This is a genomic window from Nocardioidaceae bacterium, assembly GCA_018672315.1.
Taxonomy (GTDB): Bacteria; Actinomycetota; Actinomycetes; order Propionibacteriales; family Nocardioidaceae; genus TYQ2.
In genome coordinates this window covers 220117-234395 of sequence record CP076053.1, presented here as the reverse complement: position 1 = coordinate 234395, position 14279 = coordinate 220117, and the positions used below count along the sequence as shown (strand labels likewise).

The following is a 14279-nucleotide window of genomic DNA, read 5'->3' as shown; positions in this document are numbered from 1 at the left end:
CGATGACCGCCGAGGGGCGGGCGAGGCGTACGGCCGAGGCCGACGCCCTGTGCCGCGACGCGTGGAGGACCACCGACGTCCCCGAGACCGGGGTCGCGCTGGTCGCCGTCGGCGGCTTCGGACGGTCGGAGCTCTCGCCGTTCAGCGACCTCGACGTGATCCTCGTCGTCGACGAGGCCGAGCACCCCGAGCCGGGGTCGTGGGCAGGGGACATCTGGTATCCGCTGTGGGACTCGGGCAAGCAGATCGACCACTCCGTACGCCCCCTGGGCGCCGCCCGGGAGGCCGCCGAGGCGGACATCAGGGTCGCCCTGGGACTGCTCGACGCCCGCCACCTCGCGGGCGACCCGAACCTCACGCTGCGTCTGCGCAGCGACCTGCTGACGTCCTGGCGCCGCACGGCGCGCGAGAGGCTCCCGCAACTGCGCGAACGCACGCGCGAACGCGTCGACCGCGTCGGCGAGCTCGCGCACCAGAGCATCATCGACCTCAAGGAGTCCGAGGGGGGTCTGCGCGACGCGACCAACCTCAAGGCCCTCGTCGCGACCTGGCTCGTCGACGTCGACCACCAGGAGCTCGCCCGGTGCCGGCGGCGGCTGCTCGACGTGCGCGACGCCCTTCACGTCGTCACCGGACGTCGCGGCGACCGCATCGTCCAGGAGGTCTGGCCCGACCTGGCCGAGCGGCTCGCCTCCCACCCCGACCCGGACCTGGCCGTCGGCGACCCGCGGGCCGTCGAGCGACGCGTCCGCGCCGAGGGTCAGCGCCTCGCCCACCTGTCCCACCTCACCTGGCGCCGGGTCGACGCAGTGCTCCGCCAGCCGCCCCTCGCGACCCGGCCGCGCCGCCCGCGGCTGGAACGGGTCGGCGACGGCGTCGCGATCTCGGGGGAGGAGATCGTGCTCGACGCCGGCGCGCGCGTCGGTGAGGACCCGGGCCTGCTGCTGCGCTCCGCCGCAGCCGCCGCCGGGCGCGACCTCGTGCTCGCGCCCACCACGAGTGCGCGCCTCGTCCGCGCCGGGGCGTCCCTGCCGGACCCGTGGCCGCGGGAGTCGCGGGAGCAGCTGGTGCGGCTGCTCGCCGCGGGCGACCCGCTGCGCGAGGTGTGGGAGACGCTCGAGGCGACCGGTGCCGTGGTGGGGGCGATCCTGCCCGAGTGGCAGCGGGTGCGCCTGCTGCCGCACGCGACGACCGTGCACTCCTACACCGTCGACCGCCACAGCGTGGAGACCGTGATCGAGGCGTCCCGGTTGATCCGCCGCGTCAAGCGCCCCGACGTGCTTCTGGTCGCGGCGCTCCTGCACGACATCGGCAAGGGAGGACGCACCGACCACTCCGTGGAGGGGGCGCCGATCGCCGAGGCGGTCGTCCGCCGCATGGGCTTCGAGGACCCCGTGCCCGAGCTCGTACGCCGCCTGGTGCGCCACCACCTGCTGCTGCCCGCGACCGCCACGACCCGCGACCTCCAGGACCCCTCGACCATCGAGGCCGTGGCGAGCGCCGTGGCGGACGTCGAGACCCTCGACCTCCTGGCCGCGCTCACCGAGGCCGACGCGCGTGCGACCGGGCCCGCCGCCTGGACCGACTGGCGGGCGCGCCTGATCACCGACCTGGTGCGCCGGGTGCGCGCCCACCTCGGCGGCAGCCGGTCGGCCGCCGCGGCGGCGCCGGACGTACCCGCCGAGACCGACCTCGACGCCGAGCAGCGCGCCTCGCTCGAGGCGGGGGAGCCGGTCGTCGACATCACCGCCGCGACCGGCACCGAGCCCGACGGTGGCACCGTCGTCGTGGTGGCACCCGACCGCCCGGGTCTGCTCGCCGACCTCGCGACCGCCCTCGCGGTCGACCGGGTCTCCGTGCTCGCGGCCCGCGCCTGGACCGGCGGCGACCTCGCGCACTCGCGCTGGGAGGTCGAGGGCGTACGCCAGCCCGCCGTGCTGCGACGCAAGCTGCTCGAGGCGGCCCGGGGTGAGGCGGGGGGGTCCTCCGCGGCCGAGGAGGTGCTGCGACGTATCGGCGAGCAGCGCGAGGGGGCGCCCGAGCCCGTGGTCGTCCTGGATCCGGACGCCTCCCGTGGAGCGACCGTCCTGGAGGTGCGTGCCGACGACCGACGCGGCACCGTCGCCCTGGTGTGCCGGGCGCTCGCCGAGATCGACGTGATCGTCCGCTCCGCTCACGTGGCCACCGTCGGACCGCAGGCCGTCGACGTCTTCTACTGCTGCGAGGTCGGCGCCGGCGCCCTGTCGGAGACGCGCGCCGCCGACGCGGCGCACGCCGTACGGGCCGCCCTGATCGCGGCGGATACGCTGTCGAGCACGAAGAGGGCGTGACCGGCGCAGCCCGGCCCCGCCTGCGCACCGGCCCGGTGACCGGGCGCGTGCGCTGACGCCGCAGCCCATCCGGAGGAACCCGCGTTGTTCAGCACCCTGTCGGACCGACTTTCCGACACCTTCAAGAACCTGCGTGGCAAGGGTCGCCTCTCCGAGGCCGACATCGACCGCACCGCGCGGGAGATCCGCATCGCGCTGCTCGAGGCCGACGTCGCCCTGCCCGTGGTCAAGGAGTTCGTCGGCGCGGTCAAGGAGCGTGCGCGCGGCGCCGAGGTCTCCGGCGCCCTGAACCCGGCCCAGCAGGTCGTCAAGATCGTCGACGAGGAGCTCGTCGCGATCCTCGGTGGCGAGACCCGGCGGCTGCGCTACGCCAAGCAGCCACCGACGGTGATCATGCTGGCCGGCCTCCAGGGAGCGGGCAAGACGACGCTCGCCGCGAAGCTAGGACTGTGGCTCAAGGGCCAGGGCATGAGCCCGATGCTGGTCGCCTCGGACCTCCAGCGCCCCAACGCGGTGCAGCAGCTGCAGGTCAACGGTGAGCGCGCCGGCGTCACGGTCTTCGCCCCCGAGCCAGGCAACGGTGTGGGCGACCCCGTCGACGTCGCCCGGCGCGGGGTCGCCGAGGCCCGCCGTACGCTCCACGACGTCGTCATCATCGACACCGCCGGGCGCCTCGGTGTCGACGAGGAGCTGATGCGTCAGGCCTCCGACATCCGCGACGCGACGCAGCCGGACGAGACGCTCTTCGTGCTCGACGCGATGATCGGTCAGGACGCCGTCACCACCGCCCAGGCGTTCCTCGACGGCGTGGGCTTCGACGCGGTGGTGCTCTCCAAGCTCGACGGCGACGCCCGCGGCGGTGCGGCCCTGTCGGTGGCGAAGGTGACCGGCAAGCCGGTGATGTTCGCCTCCAACGGTGAGAAGCTCACCGACTTCGACCTCTTCCACCCCGACCGCATGGCCTCACGCATCCTCGACATGGGCGACATGCTCACCCTGATCGAGCAGGCCGAGAAGGCGTTCGACGCCGACAAGGCCGCGAAGGCGGCGGCGAAGCTCTCCGGTCAGGGTGGGGAGTTCACGCTGGACGACTTCCTCGAGCAGATGCAGCAGGTCCGCAAGCTCGGCTCGATCTCCAAGATCATGGGGATGCTGCCGGGGATGGCGCAGTTCAAGGACCAGATCGAGAACTTCGACGACCGGGAGATCGACCGCGTCGAGGCCATCATCCAGTCGATGACACCGGCCGAGCGGGCGAACCCGAAGATCATCGACGGCTCGCGTCGCTCGCGCATCGCCAAGGGCTCGGGCCGCACGGTCAACGACGTCAACACGCTGGTCGACCGGTTCTTCGAGGCCCGCAAGATGATGATGCAGATGGCCAAGGGCGGCGGCATGCCGGGGATGCCCGGGATGCCGGGCATGGGCGGCGTGGGCGGCGGCAAGCGCGCCAAGCAGAAGGCCGTCGCGAAGAAGGGCAAGGGCAAGCGGGTCTCCGGCAATCCGGCGAAGCGCGCGATGGCGGAGAAGCAAGCGGCACAGAAGGCCGCTGACCGTCCGGCTCAGAACCCGTTCGGACTGCCGGCGGGCCAGGACGACGACGTCGACCTGTCCGAGGTCGACCTGCCCGCGGACCTGTCCAAGTACCTCAAGTAGCGGGCAGCGGCGTCAGGGCGGCGGTGACCAGCTCGCGGACGACGTCGGTGGCGGCGAACAGCGGTGCGACGTCCCGGTGGATGCCGCCGACCGCGACGGCGCCCTCGAGCACCAGCACGACGTGCTCGGCGAGCCGGGCGGCCTCGGGCAGCGGCAGCCCGCCTCCGACGAGGACGGCGGTGATCTCCTCGCCGACGCGGTCGACCGAGGCCCGGATAAGCGCGAGGGCCGGGTCGTCGGCCTCCGCGAGCTCGGCGGCGGCGTTGATGAGCGCGCAGCCGCGGAAGAGGTCCTCGTCGGTCTGCCGGGCATACGCGTGGGCGTACGCGACGACCTGCTCGACCGCGTCGCCACCGGCGTCGGCGAGGAGACCGTCGAGCAGGCCCGTCCAGCGCTGCTCGCGTCGTTCGAGGTAGGCGGCCACGAGCCCGTCCTTGGAGCCGAAGTGGTTGTAGAGCGTGCGCTTGGAGACGCCGGCCTCCTCCGCGATCGCGTCGACCCCGGTCGCGGTGATGCCGTCGCGGTAGAAGCACGTCTCGGCGGCCTCGACCAGGGCCGAGTGGATCTCCTCGCTGCTGCGTGCCATGCGAACCACGGTAGTGGACGCCCTCGCGGGGGTGCACCGACCGGTGTTCACCTGGGGCTCGGTAAAGATTCACCGGTCGGTGTTTGACCTGACTGAACCGACCTGTGAACATGGAGTGCATGAAGTACACCGATCTGTTCACCAGCCGCCGCGGCCTCCGGTCGCTGCTCCGCCGACCCGCCTCGGCCCCCACTCGCACCGGCCGCGCCGCTCGCGCGCCGCGGTCGTCGAGGCCAGGCCACATGCCGATGCACCAGGCGATGGCACTCGGCATGGGGTACGACGAGCTCACCAAGCGCTGAGCTCGACCCGGTGCCGCGGACCGGCGCTACGGTGCCCCCATGAGTGGCAGCCGTGCGCAGTTGTTCCGTGGCCCCGTCCTGCCCGACGGTGAGGCGCACGACCTCTTCGTCGTCGACGGCCGCGTCACCTACGAGCCGCAGCGCGACGCCGAGCTCGTGGCCGAGGGGTGGATCGTCCCCGGCCTGGTCGACGCGCACTGCCACGCGGGACTCGACTCCCACGGGGCCGTCGACGAGGCCACGACCGAGGCCCAGCTCGTCGCCGACCGCGACGCCGGTGCGCTCCTGATCCGCGACTGCGGATCAGCGGCCGACACGTCCTGGGTCCACGACCGCGAGGACCTGCCCCGGCTGCTGCGCGCCGGACGTCACATCGCCCGTACGCGCCGCTACATCCGCAACTTCGCCCACGAGGTCGAGCCCGACCAGGTGGCGGCGTACGTCGCCCAGGAGGCGCGACGCGGAGACGGCTGGGTCAAGCTGGTGGGGGACTGGATCGAGCGTGAGGCCGGCGACCTGCGACCGAGCTTCCCGGCCGAGACCTTCGCCGAGGCCATCAGGGTCGCCCACGAGCACGGTGCGCGGGTGACGGCGCACGTGTTCGGCGAGGACGCCCTGCCGATGCTGCTCGATGCCGGCATCGACTGCCTCGAGCACGGCACGGGGCTCTCGGAGGACCTGATCGACCAGATGGTGTCGCACCAGGTCGCCCTCGTCCCGACGGTGCGGCAGCTGGAGAACTTCCCCACGTACGCCTCCCAGGCCGGTGAGAAGTTCCCGACCTACGCCGCCCACATGACCCGGCTGTTCGAGACGCGTCACCAGGTGCTGGGAGCCGCGCACGAGGCCGGCGTGCAGATCTACGCCGGCACCGACGCGGGAGGCGTGCTGCCGCACGGACTGATCGCCGAGGAGGTCGCGATGCTGCACCGCGACGTCGGCATGAGCCGCGCCGACGCGCTCGGCTCGGCGTCGTGGTCGGCGCGGGCCTGGCTCGGCATGCCGGCCGGTCTGGGCGAGGGCGACCCGGCCGACCTCGTCGTCTACGCCGCCGACCCGCTCGCGGACCTCGGTGTGCTCGCCGACCCGGCACGCGTCGTGCTGCGCGGGCGCGTCGTCGCCTGAGTCGCCGGACCGCCTCCGGGGAAGCCCCGATTCGGTCGTACGCACCGCGCGTGGCACACTTGCTCGCTGAGTCGTGCACGGCGGGCCCTCTCACCCGTCCGGCGCGCGCCCACGAGACCCCGCGGCCCGGACCCCACCCGGTGGCCGCCGGCTCACCACCACCTGATCCTCAAGGAGACACCACCCACGTGGCCGTCAAGATTCGCCTGAAGCGCCTCGGCAAGGTGCGCAGCCCCCACTACCGCGTCGTCGTCGTCGACTCCCGCGCCCGTCGTGACGGACGCGTGATCGAGGAGATCGGCAAGTACCACCCGAAGGAGGAGCCCTCCTTCATCGAGATCACCTCCGACCGCGCCCAGTACTGGCTCGGCGTCGGCGCCCAGCCGACCGAGGCCGTCGAGGCCCTGCTCAAGGTGACCGGCGACTGGCAGACCTTCAAGGGCCTTCCCGGCACCGAGGGCACACTGCGGGTCAAGGACGCCAAGCGCGACAAGCTCGAGATCTTCAACGAGGCGCTCAAGGAGGCCAACGCCGAGCCCCGTGGCGAGGCCGTGACCGCGTCGGCGAAGAAGACCGAGAAGGCCGAGGAGACCGTCGAGGCGCCCGCCGCCGAGGCCGCGCCCGAGGTCGTCGAGCCCGCCGAGGCCGCCGCCGAGGGCGACGTCAAGTCGGAGTCCTGATCGTGCTCGCCGACGCTCTCGAGCACCTCGTCCGTGGCGTGGTCGACCACCCCGACGACGTGTCCGTGCGCGACCGGCAGGCCCGGCACGGATCCGTGCTCGAGGTCCGGGTCAACCCCGAGGACCTCGGCAAGGTGATCGGCCGCGGTGGTCGCACCGCGACGGCCTTCCGCACGGTCATCAACGCCCTGGCGGGCCGCGGAGGCGCTCGCGTCGACTTCGTCGACGTCGACAAGCGCTGACCTCGTCAGTGGGTCCGCACGCCGCCTGAACGGCGGGGAGGCACGACGCCTCCCCGCCGTTCGTCGTCCCACGACACCTGACACCCGACTGAACCGCGAGAGGAGCCCTGGTGGAAGCCGAGCAACCGCTGTGGCTCGCGGTGGGCCGCGTCGGCAAGCCGCACGGCGTACGCGGCGAGCTGACCGTCGAGGTCCGCACCGACGAACCCGAGCGGAGGTTCCGGCCCGGTGCCGTCCTCACGGTGCTGCCCCCCTCGCCTACGACCGCCCGCGGTGAGCCGCAGGCGACGCTGCCGTCCACCGTGGAGGTCGAGAGCGTCCGCTGGCACCAGGAGCGACTTCTTCTCCGTCTGGTGGGCGTGACGGACCGGACCGACGCCGAGGGGTGGCGTGGGGTCGTGCTCCAGGTCGCGGTGGACCCCACCGAGACACCGGAGGACCCCGAGGAGTTCTACGACCACCAGCTCGAGGGGCTGGTGGTGGTGGACCTCGAGGGTGCCGTGATCGGCGCCGTCGAGGAGGTCCAGCACCCGGGGGTGCAGGACCTGCTGGCGGTGCGTACGCCCGAGGGCCGCCTCGCCCTCGTGCCCTTCGTCGCCGCGCTGGTCCCCGAGGTCGACCTGACCGCGGGTCGGGTCGTCGTCGCCGACCGACCCGGTCTCGTCGCGCCGTTCGAGGACTGAGGGCGGCTTTCGTCATGCGCATCGACGTCGTCTCGATCTTCCCCGACTACCTCCTCCCGCTGCAGCTGAGCCTGCCGGGCAAGGCCATCCGCGACGGGCTCGTCGAGCTGGCCGTCCACGACCTGCGCGGCTGGACCGACGACCGTCACCGCACCGTCGACGACAGCCCGTACGGCGGCGGAGCCGGCATGGTGATGAAGCCCGGACCGTGGGGCGACGCGCTCGACGAGCTGGTCGCGGCGTCGGCGACGCCCGAGTCCGTGCTCGTCGTGCCGACACCCTCGGGGCGTCCCTTCGACCAGGCGCTCGCCCGGGACCTCGCGGGAGCGGCCCATCTCGTGGTGGCCTGCGGTCGCTACGAGGGCATTGACCAGCGGGTCGTCGACCACTACCGCAGCGGTGCGGGCGGCTCGGTACGGGTCGAGGAGGTCTCGCTCGGGGACTTCGTGCTCAACGGCGGCGAGGTGGCTGCGCTCGCCGTCATCGAGGCCGTCGTACGTCTCCTGCCCGGCTTCATGGGCAACCCGGAGTCGCTCGCCGAGGAGTCCCACGACCCGGAGACCGGGGGACTCCTGGAGTACCCGGTCTACACCAAGCCCGCCTCGTGGCGCGGGCTCGACGTGCCGGCGGTGCTGCTCTCCGGTGACCACGGCCGGGTCGCGACCTGGCGGCACGAGCAGTCGCTGCGACGCACCGTCGCACGGCGACCGGACCTCCTCCCCGCCACGGCGTTGACGGGGCTCGGTGCCGTACCCGACCTCGAGCTCACCGCGGCGGTGCCGGCGGACGTGCCGGAGTGGCACGTGCTGCAGCTGGCGTGCTGGGTGACCGAGCAGCAGGCGAACCCCGGCACGGTCATCCCGACCCTGCACGAGACGGTGGACGACGTCCGCGCCTGGTGGCCCGGCTGGACCGTGCGCGTCCTCCGTACGCCGCAGGGTCGTCTGGTGGGAGGGTTCCGCGGTCGTCTCGTCGAGCGCGAGGACGGCCCCACCTGGGAGGTGGGGCGGCTGATGGTCGCCCCCGACCTGCGCGGACGAGGTGTGGGTCGCTCGCTCCTCGCGGCGTGCGAGGAGCTCGCCCCGGACGAGGCTGTCGCGTGGTCGCTGATCACCGGCGCGTCGAGCGAGCGCAACCACCGTCTCTACCGGCGCGCGGGGTACCGGCGTGGGCCGGCGCAGGAGCCCGGTGCGGTGCGCTTCACCAAGCGACGTCGCGTACGCCCCGGGGCCCCGCCCACCGATTGAGAGTTCAGGCGGCCGCTGTGGCATCATTGCGCCTTGGTCCGGTCGCCGGCCCGCCTGCCACAGGGGGAACGTCCGAGCGACCCGGCCCGACCCGGTCTCAGTCCCGGGTGGGCCCGCGACCCGCACGTCCGCCAGACACCCACGAACCGTGTGCGACCTGTGGCGCCCACGAGGAGCAGCCATGACGAACGTCATCGACACCATCAACGCCGCCTCCCTGCGCGACGACAACCCCGACTTCCGCGCCGGCGACACCGTCAAGGTGCACGTGAAGGTCATCGAGGGCAACCGCAGCCGCGTCCAGGTCTTCCAGGGCGTCGTCATCAAGGTGCAGGGCTCCGGCGTCGGCCGCACCTTCACCGTCCGCAAGGTCTCCTTCGGCGTCGGCGTGGAGCGCACCTTCCCGCTGCACTCCCCGATCTTCGAGAAGATCGAGCTCGTCACGCGCGGCGACGTGCGCCGCGCGAAGCTGTACTACCTGCGCAACCTGCGCGGCAAGGCCGCCAAGATCAAGGAGCGCCGCGAGGCGTGAGCGAGACACCCGGGTCACCGGGGTCATCCACCGACGCGACCAGCCGGCGCCGCTCGACGTTGATCGAGCTCGCCGTGCTGGTCGTGCTGTCCCTGCTGCTGGTCTCCGGGGTCAAGCACTTCGTGGTGCAGGTCTTCTACGTGCCGAGCACCTCGATGGAGCCGACGCTCGCCGTCGACGACCGGATCCTGGTGGAGAAGTGGTCGCAGGGGCCTTACGACCGCGGTGACGTCGTCGTGTTCGACGACCCCGGCGGCTGGCTGTCGGAGGCCGACACCCCGGTCGCGTCGAACCCCTTCACCCGCGCGCTGGAGCTGGTCGGGCTCTACCCGACGACGGGCCACCTCGTGAAGCGGGTCATCGCCGTCGGTGGTGACCGTGTCGCGTGCTGTGATCCCCTCGGTCGTGTCACGGTCAACGGCCTGGCGCTGGACGAGCCGTACATCCCCGCGGGCAAGCCGCCCTCGCGCATCCGGTTCGACTCGGTCGTGCCCGCCGACCACTACTGGTTGATGGGCGACAACCGCGACGCCTCCGCCGACTCGCGCGTCCACCTGGGCGACCCCGGCGGCGGCATGGTGCCCGAGAGCGACGTCGTCGGTCGGGTCTGGCGCATCGCGTGGCCGCCGAGCCGCTTCGGACCGGTGGAGGTGCCCGCCGTCTTCTCCGAGGTCCCGGCGCCGTGACCAGGGTCCCGCGTGGCACCACGGTGCGCCGCGACGCCGGTCTCGGCGGCTACGAGCGGGCGCTGCGACGCGCCGGCCTCGGGCCCGTCGCAGGCGTCGACGAGGCCGGGCGCGGTGCCTGTGCCGGGCCGCTGGTGGCCGCGGCCGTCGTGCTGCCCGACGGCGGACGGGGCCAGGTGCCCGGGCTACGGGACTCCAAGCTGCTCACCGTCGCCGCCCGCGAACGCTGCTACGACCAGGTCGTACGCCGCGCCGAGGCCTGGTCCGTCGTGGTGGTCGAGCCGGGGGAGTGCGACGCCATGGGGATGCACGTGGCGAACCTCGCCGCGCTGCGTCGCGCGGTGGCCAGGCTCGCGGTCAGGCCGGCCTTCGTGCTCTCCGACGGGTTCCCGCTGACCGGGACGGGTGCCGCGAACCTCGCGGTGTGGAAGGGCGACCGGGTCGCCGCCTGCGTCGCGGCCGCGTCGGTGCTGGCGAAGGTGACCCGTGACCGGCTGATGCACGACCTGCACGGCGAGCACCCGGCGTACGCGTTCGACGTGCACAAGGGCTACATCACCGACCTGCACACGGCCCGGCTCCTCGAGCACGGGCCCTCGGCGGTGCACCGCCGACGGTTCGTGAACGTCCGCCTGGCCGAGGCCGCCACGAGTCCCGCATCGAGGTGAGCGGGCCGGGCGAGCGGGTGGAGCGGGCCGGTTAGCGTCCCGGCGGCGCGTGGCGAGAGGTTCTCCACCGCTGCGGGAGCAGGCCCTCGGCGATCGCGCGCAGAGGCGACAGGGTCGCCGACATGGACACCCCCACCGACACCCCCACCGACACCCCCACCGGCGCCCCGGCCGGACGGCGCCGCTCGGCCCTCGTGCACTCGACGAGCTCGGCGCCGCTCGGCAGACTTCCCGATCGCGCGGCGCACCTCTCACTGGGCGAGATGGGGGAGCGGTTCGCCCGACGCCACCTCGTGGCCCAGGGGCTGGTGCCGCTGGACCGCAACTGGCGGTGCGAGCTCGGCGAGCTGGACCTCGTGGTGCTCGACGGCTCCGTCGTCGTCGCCGTCGAGGTGAAGACCAGGCGCGACGTGAACCACGGCCACCCTGTGGAGGCCGTCGGCGAGGAGAAGCTGGCCCGGCTGCACCGGCTCGCCTGGCGGTGGCAGCAGGACCACGGCGTCCGAGCGACCGGGGTGCGGGTCGACGTGGTCGGTGTGGTGTGGCCCCGCCGCGGCCGGCCGCAGCTGACCCACCTCCGGGGTGTGGCCTGATGGGCATCGCGACCGCCCACACCGTCGTCCTGGCCGGCGCCGTGGGCCACCGCGTGGACGTGCAGGTCGACGTGTCCATGGGCCAGGTCAACACCCTGGTCGTGGGGCGGCCCGACGCCTCCATCAACGAGGCGCGCGACCGCTGCCGCACGGCCGTGGACAACTCCGGCTTCCGGTGGCCGACGACGAGGCGTACGACGATCCTCCTCAGCCCGGCGGACCTGCCCAAGCGGGGCAGCCACCTCGACCTCGCCATCGCCGTGGCCGTGCTCGTGGCGGCCGAGGACATGGCGGCCTCGCTCGCCGGCACCGCTCTCATCGGCGAGCTGGCGCTCGACGGTGCCATGCGCCCGGTGGTGGGGGTGCTGCCCATGGTGCTGGCGGCCCGGGCCCAGGGCCTGGGCCACGTCATCGTCCCCGAGCCGCAGGCGGCCGAGGCCGCGCTGGTGCCGGGCATGGCCGTGACCGGCGTCCGGTCCCTGGCGCAGGCCGTGGCCGTGCTGACGGGTGAGGAGGTGCCACCGGCGCCGCCCGTGGCCGTGGTCGGCGCGTCACCCATGCTGGGAGCGGGCGCTCGCGGACCGCGCGCCGACCTCGATCTCGCCGACCTGATCGGTGTCGTGGACGCCCGTCACGCCCTGGAGGTCGCCGCCGCCGGCGGTCACCACCTGATGCTGTCGGGGCCGAAGGGGGCGGGCAAGACCTCGCTGGCCGAGCGGCTGCCCGGACTGCTGCCGGACCTCGACGTCGAGGAGGCGCTGGAGCTCACCGCGCTGGTCTCCCTGGCCAGTGCCACGGGATCGGGGGCGGTCGAGGTCGAGGGTCTCGTGCGACGGCCGCCCTTCTCGGCGCCGCACCACACCTCCTCGCGCACGTCCGTGCTGGGCGGCGGCTCGGGCCGCGTGCGTCCGGGCGAGATCAGCAAGGCCCATCGCGGCGTGCTCTTCCTCGACGAGTTCCCGCTCTTCCACGCCGACATCGTCGAGGCGCTCCGGCAACCGCTCGAGAGCGGTGAGATCACGATCGCCCGCGGTGAGGAGGTCGCCACGTTCCCGGCGCGCGCGGGTCTCGTGCTCGCGTGCAACCCCTGCCCGTGCGGGGAGTGGCGTCCCGACGACCGGCACGCGGCCTGCAGCTGCACCGAGGTGGCGCGACGGCGCTACCGCGCCAAGATCTCCGGACCGATCGCCGACCGCATCGACATCACCCGACACGTCATGCCCGTCTCCGCGTGGGAGGCCCGCGACCCGTTGGCCGCGCGGGAGAGCAGCGCGGTCGTGCGCGCCCGGGTGACCGCCGCCCGCGAGCGGCAGCGCCGGCGCTACGCCGGCACGCCGTGGCGGGTCAACGCCGACGTCCCGGGGGCAGCGCTGCGCGAGCAGTTCCCCCTCAGCGAGGCTGCCACGACGGTGCTCGACGAGCAGCTCTACAGCGGCCGTCTCACCCACCGTGGGTCCGTCCGCGTCCACCGGCTCGCCTGGACCCTCGCCGACCTCCGCCTCGAGGAACCGTGTCCTCCCGACGTCTCCGAGGTACGCGACGCCTTGGCCCTGCGGCTCGGTGAGCCGCTCCCGGACGCGTCGCTGACTCGTCGGGCGGGGGCCGCACGATGACGGGTTCGTACGACGGCGAGGCTGCCGCGCAGCTGTCGATCTTCTCGACGGACGCGGCCGACGACCGCGAGGCGACGACCGCTGTGGGTGGACACCACGAGCAGGAGCGCCTGGCGCGCGCGGCCCTCACGCGCCTGGGGGAGCCTGGCGACCTGCGGATCGCCTCCCTCGTCGCGGACGTGGGGGCCGAGCAGGCCTGGAGGCTCCTGGTCGACCAGGACGTCCGCGTCCCGTACGGCAACCGCGAGGTGGGCACGGTCCGCGACGACGTGTGCCTCCGCGCCGCGGACGTCGACGCCGCCGCCGACCTCGAGCGGGCCGCGGAGCTCGGCATCCGGTTCCTGGTCCCGGGCGACCCCGAGTGGCCTGGGCGGCTCGAGGACCTCCACCGCGCCGGGGCGGTGCAGCGCCGCGGCGGACCGCCGCTGGGGCTGTGGGTCCGTGGCCGGCCGCTGACGACCCTGGTCGAGCGTGCCGTCGCCTTCGTCGGGTCACGGTCCGCGACCGGGTACGGCACCACCACCGGGGCCGAGATCGCCGCCCACGTCAGCCGCGAGGGCTACGGGGTCGTCTCCGGTGCCGCGTTCGGCATCGACCAGGCCACCCACCGTGCCGCGCTGGCCGTCGAGGGGGGCACGGTCGCCGTGCTGGCCTGCGGGGTCGACCGCGCCTATCCCTCGGCCCACGAGCAGCTGCTCGAGAAGATCGGGGAGCGGGGCGCGGTCGTCAGCGAGCTCCCGCCCGGGTGTGCCCCGACCAGGGTGCGGTTCCTGGCCCGCAACCGCCTCATCGCCGCCCTGTCCGAGGGCACGGTGGTCGTGGAGGCAGCGGTGCGCTCCGGCGCCCTGAACACCGCCCACTGGACCACCCGGCTGCACCGACCGCTGATGGGCGTGCCGGGCGCCGTGACGAGTGCGGCCTCGGCGGGAGTGCACGAGCTGATCCGTACGCGGGACGCCACCCTGGTCACCAGCGGCGAGCATGTGCTGGACCTGCTCGGCGGGCCCGAACACGCAGCGGGCCTCGCCCGCGGCGCCGAGACGGTGCGCGACCAGCTGCCCCGCCATCTTCGCGAGGTGCTGGAGGGCGTGCCCGTGACGCGCGCCATCACCACCCGCAGCGTCGCGCGCGAGGTGGCGGTCAGCGAAGCCATAGCGCGCGACTCACTCGCCGAGCTGTCCGCCCGTGGGCTGGTCGAGCACGGCGACGGGCGGTGGCGGCTGAGCGCTGGTGCGCGCGCCGACGCCGAGGCGGGCACCGGCACACCTACCGTGGACTGGTGAGCCGAGCCGCGACCGGTAGCGACGCCCGATCCCACCCCCAGCCCCAGCCCGAC

The 14279-nt window shown here is 73.7% G+C and carries 15 protein-coding genes; 14 read left to right on the top strand and 1 reads right to left on the bottom strand.

The window, feature by feature from the left end; genetic code table 11:
* The first annotated feature begins 2 nt into the window (after positions 1–2).
* Both KLP28_01130 and ffh read left to right on the top strand, forming a co-directional pair.
* Positions 3–2330, top strand: coding sequence for a [protein-PII] uridylyltransferase (locus KLP28_01130; GenBank protein QWC85419.1), 2328 nt, complete (start codon positions 3–5; stop codon positions 2328–2330).
* An 84-nt stretch (positions 2331–2414) separates the two neighbouring features.
* The gene (gene ffh, locus KLP28_01125; protein ID QWC85418.1) at positions 2415–3986 is read left to right on the top strand and encodes a signal recognition particle protein; all 1572 of its coding nucleotides are present in this window, start codon (positions 2415–2417) and stop codon (positions 3984–3986) included.
* On the opposite strand, the gene KLP28_01120 is transcribed toward ffh, so the two are convergent.
* A complete protein-coding gene (locus tag KLP28_01120; protein QWC85417.1) occupies positions 3979–4572 on the bottom strand; it encodes a TetR/AcrR family transcriptional regulator in 594 nt (197 codons plus the stop codon). The two genes, ffh and KLP28_01120, sit on opposite strands and share 8 nt — an antisense overlap.
* A 119-nt stretch (positions 4573–4691) precedes the next feature.
* Here KLP28_01120 and KLP28_01115 point away from each other — a divergent pair, with 119 nt between their 5' ends.
* The 12 genes from KLP28_01115 to dprA all read left to right on the top strand — a co-directional run bounded on the left by KLP28_01115 (position 4692) and on the right by dprA (position 14226).
* Positions 4692–4874 (top strand): hypothetical protein, encoded by a 183-nt coding sequence (locus KLP28_01115; protein ID QWC85416.1) that lies wholly within the window; start codon positions 4692–4694, stop codon positions 4872–4874.
* Positions 4875–4913: 39 nt separating this feature from the next.
* Positions 4914–5999, top strand: coding sequence for an amidohydrolase family protein (locus KLP28_01110; protein QWC85415.1), 1086 nt, complete (start codon positions 4914–4916; stop codon positions 5997–5999).
* Positions 6000–6187: 188 nt separating this feature from the next.
* Positions 6188–6679: a 30S ribosomal protein S16 gene (rpsP, locus tag KLP28_01105; GenBank protein QWC85414.1), complete on the top strand. Its 492-nt coding sequence runs from the start codon at positions 6188–6190 to the stop codon at positions 6677–6679.
* Positions 6680–6681: 2 nt separating this feature from the next.
* Positions 6682–6921 carry an RNA-binding protein gene (locus KLP28_01100; protein QWC85413.1) on the top strand — a complete coding sequence of 80 codons (240 nt, stop codon included), beginning with the start codon at positions 6682–6684 and terminating at the stop codon, positions 6919–6921.
* 128 nt (positions 6922–7049) lie between these two features.
* Positions 7050–7604 (top strand): ribosome maturation factor RimM, encoded by a 555-nt coding sequence (gene rimM, locus KLP28_01095; protein ID QWC86721.1) that lies wholly within the window; start codon positions 7050–7052, stop codon positions 7602–7604.
* 14 nt (positions 7605–7618) lie between these two features.
* Positions 7619–8851 carry a tRNA (guanosine(37)-N1)-methyltransferase TrmD gene (trmD, locus tag KLP28_01090; protein ID QWC85412.1) on the top strand — a complete coding sequence of 411 codons (1233 nt, stop codon included), beginning with the start codon at positions 7619–7621 and terminating at the stop codon, positions 8849–8851.
* A gap of 181 nt (positions 8852–9032) precedes the next feature.
* On the top strand, positions 9033–9383 hold the full coding sequence (gene rplS / locus KLP28_01085) for a 50S ribosomal protein L19 (GenBank protein ID QWC85411.1): 351 nt from the start codon (positions 9033–9035) through the stop codon (positions 9381–9383).
* On the top strand, positions 9380–10069 hold the full coding sequence (lepB, locus tag KLP28_01080) for a signal peptidase I (protein QWC85410.1): 690 nt from the start codon (positions 9380–9382) through the stop codon (positions 10067–10069). Before rplS ends, lepB begins: the two co-directional genes overlap by 4 nt.
* Positions 10066–10737, top strand: a complete 672-nt coding sequence (locus KLP28_01075) for a ribonuclease HII (GenBank protein ID QWC85409.1) — start codon at positions 10066–10068, stop codon at positions 10735–10737. The genes lepB and KLP28_01075 overlap by 4 nt, the downstream gene beginning before the upstream one ends.
* 122 nt (positions 10738–10859) lie before the next feature.
* Positions 10860–11330 (top strand): YraN family protein, encoded by a 471-nt coding sequence (locus tag KLP28_01070; GenBank protein ID QWC85408.1) that lies wholly within the window; start codon positions 10860–10862, stop codon positions 11328–11330.
* Positions 11330–12943 carry a YifB family Mg chelatase-like AAA ATPase gene (locus KLP28_01065; protein QWC85407.1) on the top strand — a complete coding sequence of 538 codons (1614 nt, stop codon included), beginning with the start codon at positions 11330–11332 and terminating at the stop codon, positions 12941–12943. Before KLP28_01070 ends, KLP28_01065 begins: the two co-directional genes overlap by 1 nt.
* Positions 12940–14226, top strand: coding sequence for a DNA-processing protein DprA (dprA, locus tag KLP28_01060; protein QWC85406.1), 1287 nt, complete (start codon positions 12940–12942; stop codon positions 14224–14226). The genes KLP28_01065 and dprA overlap by 4 nt, the downstream gene beginning before the upstream one ends.
* The last annotated feature ends 53 nt before the right edge of the window (positions 14227–14279 follow it).